Below are 5,780 nucleotides of genomic sequence, written 5' to 3' on the forward strand. Positions count from 1 at the left end.
GTCGCGCACGGCGCCGCCGCCGTCGGCTCGGTCGCCGCGGCGACCCGGCAGGACGACGCCGTCCCGGTGGCCGCCGCACAGGTCGGCGCCGAGGTGCCGTTCTACGGCGAGCACCAGTCCGGCATCTCCACCCCGGTCCAGGACCGGCTGCACTTCGCCGCCTTCGACGTCTCGGAGAAGGCCACCCGGGAGTCCCTGGTCAAGCTGCTCAAGGAGTGGACCAAGGCGGCCGCGGCGATGACCGGCGGCCGCGAGGTCGGCACCGGCGCGGTGCCCGGCTCGGCGGAGGCGCCGCCGGACGACACCGGCGAGGCCCTCGGCCTGCCGGCCTCCCGGCTCACCCTGACCATCGGCTTCGGCCCGAGCCTGTTCGAGAAGGACGGGGTGGACCGCTTCGGCCTCCAGGCCAAGCGCCCCGAGGCCCTGATCGACCTGCCGAACTTCAAGGGCGACAAGCTCGACCCGGCCCGCAGCGGCGGCGACCTCTGCGTCCAGGCCTGCGCCGACGACCCGCAGGTCGCCGTCCACGCGATCCGCAACCTGGCCCGGATCGGCATGGGCACCGTCAACATCCGCTGGTCGCAGCTCGGCTTCGGCAAGACCTCCTCGACCACCCCGGACGAGCAGACCCCGCGCAACCTGATGGGGTTCAAGGACGGCACCCACAACATCGCGGGCACCGACACCGGGAAGCTGGCCGACCACGTCTGGGCCGCCCCCGGCGACGGCCCGGAGTGGATGACCGGCGGCTCCTACCTGGTCGCCCGGCGGATCCGGATGCACATCGAGACCTGGGACCGCGCCTCGCTCAAGGACCAGGAGGACACCTTCGGCCGCACCAAGGGCGAGGGCGCCCCGTACGGCAAGGGCAAGGAGCACGACGCGCCGGACCTCGCGGCGATGCCCGCGACCTCGCACGTCGCCCTCGCCCACCCGGACGCCAACAGCGGTCTGATGATCCTGCGCCGGGGCTTCTCCTTCACCGACGGCACCGACGGCCTCGGCCGCCTGGACGCCGGGCTGTTCTTCCTCGCCTACCAGCGCGACACCCGCAAGGCGTTCGTCCCGCTCCAGCAGAAGCTCGCCGCGAGCGACAAGCTCAACGAGTACATCCAGCACGTCGGCTCCGCCCACTTCGCCTGCCCGGCGGGCGTGCGCAAGCCGGGGGAGTGGTGGGGCCAGGCCCTGTTCGGCTGACCCTCCGCTTCCCCGGTACCACCTCTACACCCCCCCCAGGAGCCCGCGTGTTCGGCAACTACCTGATCGGCCTGCGCGAAGGCCTCGAAGCCAGCCTGGTCGTCTGCATCCTGATCGCCTACCTGGTCAAGACCGGCCGCAGGGACAAGCTGCCGCCGGTGTGGATCGGCGTCGGCTCGGCCGTGGCCCTCTCCATGGCCTTCGGCGCCCTGCTGCAGTTCGGCTCCTCGCAGCTCACCTTCGAGGCCCAGGAGGCGCTCGGCGGCACGCTGTCGATCATCTCGGTCGGCCTGGTGACCTGGATGGTCTTCTGGATGCGGCGCACCGCCCGGCACCTGAAGACCGAGCTGCACGGCAAGCTGGACGCGGCGATCGCGATGGGCACCACCGCCCTGGTCGTGACCTCGTTCCTGGCGGTCGGCCGCGAGGGCCTGGAGACGTCGCTGTTCATCTGGACGGCCGTGCAGGCCACCGGCGACGGCTGGAACCCGCTGATGGGCGCCGCGCTCGGCCTGCTCACCTCGGTGGTGCTCGGCTGGCTGTTCTACCGGGGCGCACTGAAGATCAACCTGGCCAAGTTCTTCACCTGGACCGGCGCGATGCTGGTCGTGGTCGCGGCCGGCGTCCTCGCCTACGGCGTGCACGACCTCCAGGAGGCCGGCTGGCTGCCCGGTCTGCAGAGCGTGGCCTTCGACATCTCCAGCACCATCCCCAAGGACAGCTGGTACGGCACCCTGCTGAAGGGCGTCTTCAACTTCCAGCCGGACCCGACGGTGCTCCAGCTGGTGGTCTGGCTGCTCTACCTGGTGCCCACGCTGGCCGTGTTCTTCAACCTCTTCGGCGGCGGCAGGGCCAAGCCCGCCCAGCGGCCGGCCGTCAAGCCGGCCGCCTGATCCGGCCGTTCGACACCCGTACCGCCCCGCCCGGCACCCGCCGGGCGGGGCGGTTTCGTATCAGGGGCGGTTTCCTAGCAGAGGCGTCAATTCCGGCCAGTTCGGGACAGAACAAGACAGGAAACCGGCAAAAGTAGTCAGCTCCGGCAAACTGCAGCCCCAGTGGAACCGTTCTGCCACGGCCTTCGTACATAGGGTGACAGCTCCATGCCATTACTCACCCTTGGGGGGACCATGACCGTTCGCAGGCCTGCCAGGTTAGTCGCCGCCGGTGTCGCCGCCCTCGCGGCGACCGTCCTGCTGACCGCGTGCGACGACGTCAAGTACACCGACGACAAGCCGGGGGACGCGAAGGCGGGTTCCGCCGGGGCCACCGTCCCCGGTGACCCGATGGCCGCCCAGGCGGCCGGTTCGCGGTGCAAGAGCGACGACATCACGGCCACCGTGCAGGTCAAGGGCGCGGGCTCGGCCATGCTGACGATCAAGAACAAGAGCGACCACAACTGCACCCTGTACGGCTACCCGGGCTTCGCCGGCCTGAAGGCCGACAACAGCCCGGACGTGCTGACGGCCAACCGCGACGCCCACCCCGGGCCGGCCGTGCTGGTCACCCTGAAGCCCGGCAAGTCCGGCTACGCGGGCCTCAAGTGGAGCTCCTGCGACAAGGCGGACACGAGCTGCCACGTGCTCGCCGGCCTCCAGGTCACCGCGCCGGACGAGACCGCGCCGGTCACCGCCGAGGTGCTCGGCACCGACGGCAAGCCGAGCGCGCAGCTGCTGGTCTCGGCCGCCGGGCTGACGACCGGCACCCTGCAGCCGAACAGCGAGAAGGTCCTCTTCAACTGACGTTCTCCGCCTGACGTTCCTCGGCCGGCGTTCTCCGGCCGGCGTCCTGCGACCCGACACGACGAAGCCCCCGGGGCGGTTCGATGAGAACCACCCCGGGGGCTCCGGGTTGCCGTGCGGGCCCGCTACTGGCTCTTGATGGAGGTCAGGATGTCCAGCCGCGCCGCGCGGTGGGCCGGCCAGAGGGCGGCCAGCAGGCCGACCACGGCGGCCGCGAGCAGGAAGCCCGCGATCTGCAGCGGCGGCACCACGGTGCTGATGTCCTTGAGGCTGTCCGCCATCGTGCGCACGACCGCCCAGGCGACCAGGACGCCGAGGCCGACACCCACCACGCCGCCGAACAGCGCGATCAGCAGCGACTCCAGCCGGACCATCCGGCGGATGCCGAGCCGGTCCAGGCCGATCGCCCGCAGCATGCCGATCTCCCGGCGGCGCTCGAACACCGACATCGCCATGGTGTTGACCACGCCGAGCACCGCGATGACCACGGACATGCCGAGCAGCCCGTACATCATGTTCAGGATGCTGGTGATCATCTGGCGGTTCTCCGCCTTGATCTCCTTCTGGCCCTTGACCGCGATCAGCGGGTTGCCGCCGGTCGCGTCGCGCAGCGCCTGCTTCAGCTCCTCGGTCGGGCCGTCGGCGCCCTTGACCAGGACCGACTCCGGACCGGAGCCGGGCGCCGCGTGCGGGCCGACCACCGAGTCCGGGGCGACGATGCCGGCCAGCGCGGTGTTGGCCTCCAGGATGCCGCCGACGGTCAGCGAGCCCTTGGCGCCGTCCGGGTAGGTGACGGCGAGGGTGTCGCCGAGCTTGTAGCCGCCGTGCTCGGCGCGGCCCGAACTCACCAGCAGCCTGCCCTGCTTGAGGGCGTCCGCGGAGCCCTCCGTGACCTTGATGGTGGCCAGCTGGTCGATGGTCGCGGCATCCACCGCGGTGATCGCCTCGCTGTCCTCCTGCTGCTCGCCGACCTTGACCCGGACGGTGCGCTCGACGCTCATCGCGGTGACACCGGGCACCTTGGCGATCTGGGCGGCGACCTCGGGGGCGAGCTTCGAGAAGTTCTGCATCGCGACCGTGTAGTCGGCCTTGACGCTGGTCGCGGTGAGCCGGTCCACGGCCTGGTTCACCGAGGCGCCGATCACGGTCAGCGAGGTGATCAGGGTGACGCCGATGGTCAGCGCCGAGGCGGTCGCGGCGGTGCGGCGCGGGTTGCGGACCGCGTTCTCCTGGGCCAGCTTGCCCGGCGTGCCGTACACGGCGCGCAGCAGCGGGGCGAGCAGCGCGATCAGCGGCTTGGACAGCATCGGGGTCAGCACGAACACGCCGATCAGCAGCGCGCCCGCGCCGAGGCCCACCGGCTTGACCTCCTTGGCGGCCACGCCGGCCGCCAGCGCGGCCGCACCGGCGGCGGAGAACAGCAGGCCGATGGTGTTGCGGACCACCAGGCCCTTGTGGGTGGTGGGCTGCTCGACCGAGCTCATCGCGGCCACCGGGGCGATCCGGGAGGCGCGGCGGGCGGGCAGCCAGGCGGCCAGCACCGTCACCAGCACACCGGTGGCGAGCGCGGCGACCACCGTGGTCGGGGCGACGATCAGCGGGCCGTCCGGCAGGTTGGCGTCCATCGGGCCGTTGAGCAGGGCCTTGAGGCCGAGGGCGATCCCGATGCCGGCGAGCAGGCCGGTCACCGAGGCGGTCAGGCCGACCAGCACCGCCTCGATCAGCACCGAACGGGTGATCTGGCGGCGGGTGGCGCCGACGGCGCGCAGCAGGGCCAGCTCCCTGGTGCGCTGGGCGACCAGCATGGTGAAGGTGTTGGCGATGATGAAGATCCCGACGAACAGCGCGATGCCGGCGAAGCCCAGCAGGGCGGTGCTCAGCACCTGGGTGCCCTGCTTGATCATCCGGTCCTGCTCGTCGGCGAGCTCGCGGCCGGTCCTGGCCTCGATGTTGTCGCCCTGCGGGACGGTCTGCTTGACGGCGGCGAGCAGCGCGGTGTCGTCGGTGCCCGGCTTGGCCTTGACGTCCAGCTCGGCGAAGCGGCCCGGAGCCAGGTAGAGCTGCTGGGCGGTGGCGGTGTCGAAGGCGGCCAGCGAGCCGCCGGCCACCACCCGCGGGTCGTTCGTGGTCACGGTGCCGGTGAGCTTGAGCTGCATCACCGGGCCGTTGACCGCGACCCGGATGGTGTCGCCGACCTTGAAGCCGCCCTTGTCGGCGGTCTTGCGGTCGAGCGCGACCTCGGTGGCGTCCTTCGGGCCGCGGCCCTCGACCAGCGGGTAGCGCGGGTCGGTGCCGTCGGCGCCCGGCACGTAGTTGGTGCCGGTGGTGGAGAAGCCGTTGCCGATCAGCGCGCCCTTCTTGTCGGCGATGCCGGCGAAGCCGCTGACGATGCCGCGGACCTCGGCGGTGCCGGGCAGCGCGGCGACCTTCGTGCGGGTCTCCTCGGTGAGGGTGGGGCTGTCGACGGCCCGGCCGCCCTCGTCGTGGCTGAGGTTGCGGGCCTCGCGGTCGCTGACCGTGACGGCGATGTCGGTGTAGCTCTTGGAGCTCTGGGTCCTGAGGGCGTTGCCGAAGGTGTCGGAGAAGACCAGCGTGCCGGACACGAAGGCGGTGCCGAGCATGACGGCCAGTACCGTCATCAGCAGCCGGCCCTTGTGGGCGAGCACATTGCGCAGTGCGGTGCGGAACATGGGGAGGCGTCAGTCCTGGGGGTACTCGGGGACGGGTGGCGTTTCGGGGGCCAGGGGGCTCAGCTGGTGCGGCCCTTGGCGTCGAAGCGGCGCATGCGGTCCAGGACGGTGTCGGCGGTGGGCTGGTGGAGTTCGTCGACGATGCGGCCGTCGG

4 protein-coding genes and 1 pseudogene are annotated in these 5,780 nt (G+C 71.6%); 3 read left to right on the forward strand and 2 right to left on the reverse strand.

Annotation, left to right across the window (positions count from 1 at the left end; genetic code table 11):
* The 3 genes from efeB to AB0E96_RS37360 all read left to right on the forward strand — a co-directional run.
* Positions 1-1,197: iron uptake transporter deferrochelatase/peroxidase subunit (efeB, locus tag AB0E96_RS37350; RefSeq protein WP_359830702.1), on the forward strand; the 1,197-nt coding region annotated here is incomplete at its 5' end.
* A 47-nt stretch (positions 1,198-1,244) separates the two neighbouring features.
* Complete coding sequence (efeU, locus tag AB0E96_RS37355) at positions 1,245-2,090, forward strand: iron uptake transporter permease EfeU (RefSeq protein ID WP_359830705.1); 846 nt, start codon at positions 1,245-1,247, stop codon at positions 2,088-2,090.
* Positions 2,091-2,324: 234 nt separating this feature from the next.
* Positions 2,325-2,936, forward strand: coding sequence for a DUF4232 domain-containing protein (locus AB0E96_RS37360; protein ID WP_359830706.1), 612 nt, complete (start codon positions 2,325-2,327; stop codon positions 2,934-2,936).
* Between the two features lie 125 nt (positions 2,937-3,061).
* On the opposite strand, the gene AB0E96_RS37365 is transcribed toward AB0E96_RS37360, so the two are convergent.
* Together AB0E96_RS37365 and AB0E96_RS37370 are read right to left on the reverse strand one after the other, a co-directional pair.
* Complete coding sequence (locus AB0E96_RS37365) at positions 3,062-5,626, reverse strand: ABC transporter permease (protein WP_359830708.1); 2,565 nt, start codon at positions 5,624-5,626, stop codon at positions 3,062-3,064.
* A 59-nt stretch (positions 5,627-5,685) separates the two neighbouring features.
* Positions 5,686-5,780 (reverse strand): annotated as a pseudogene (locus AB0E96_RS37370) (ABC transporter ATP-binding protein); the annotation flags it as partial.

This window comes from Kitasatospora sp. NPDC036755 (assembly GCF_040636595.1).
In the GTDB taxonomy this organism is placed as follows: domain Bacteria; phylum Actinomycetota; class Actinomycetes; order Streptomycetales; family Streptomycetaceae; genus Kitasatospora.